We start from the raw sequence: 306 nt of genomic DNA, 5'->3' as shown, positions 1-306 counted from the left end.
CCGCCGACTCCCTGGGGGCCCGCCGCACCTCCGCCATGGCCCTGCACGCCGCCCGCCAGGACGGCGTGTCCTCGGTGCTGGTGCCCGACAGCGAGATCATCCGGGCCCGGCAGGCCCTGTGGGACCACCGCAAGGTGGCCGTCGAACACGGCGCCGCGACCGCCCTGGCCGCCCTTACCTACCCCGACCAGCACGCGCCCGGCCGGGAGGTGCCGCCCGGTCCCGCCGCCACGAGCCGCCTCTACCGGCCCGCCAGCGGCGAGAAGGTCGCCGTGGTCTTGTGCGGGGCCAACACCGACCCCTCCG

At 77.5% G+C, this 306-nt stretch carries 1 pseudogene; it reads left to right on the top strand.

Annotation, left to right across the window (positions count from 1 at the left end):
- Positions 1-306, top strand: a pseudogene (locus QK440_RS41335) (threonine/serine dehydratase); the annotation flags it as partial.

It is taken from the genome of Streptomyces sp. CC224B (assembly GCF_030010595.1).
Taxonomy (GTDB): Bacteria; Actinomycetota; Actinomycetes; order Streptomycetales; family Streptomycetaceae; genus Streptomyces; species Streptomyces longispororuber.
Note: the sequence above shows the minus strand (reverse complement) of the source record. Positions and strands in the feature narration are given on the sequence as shown.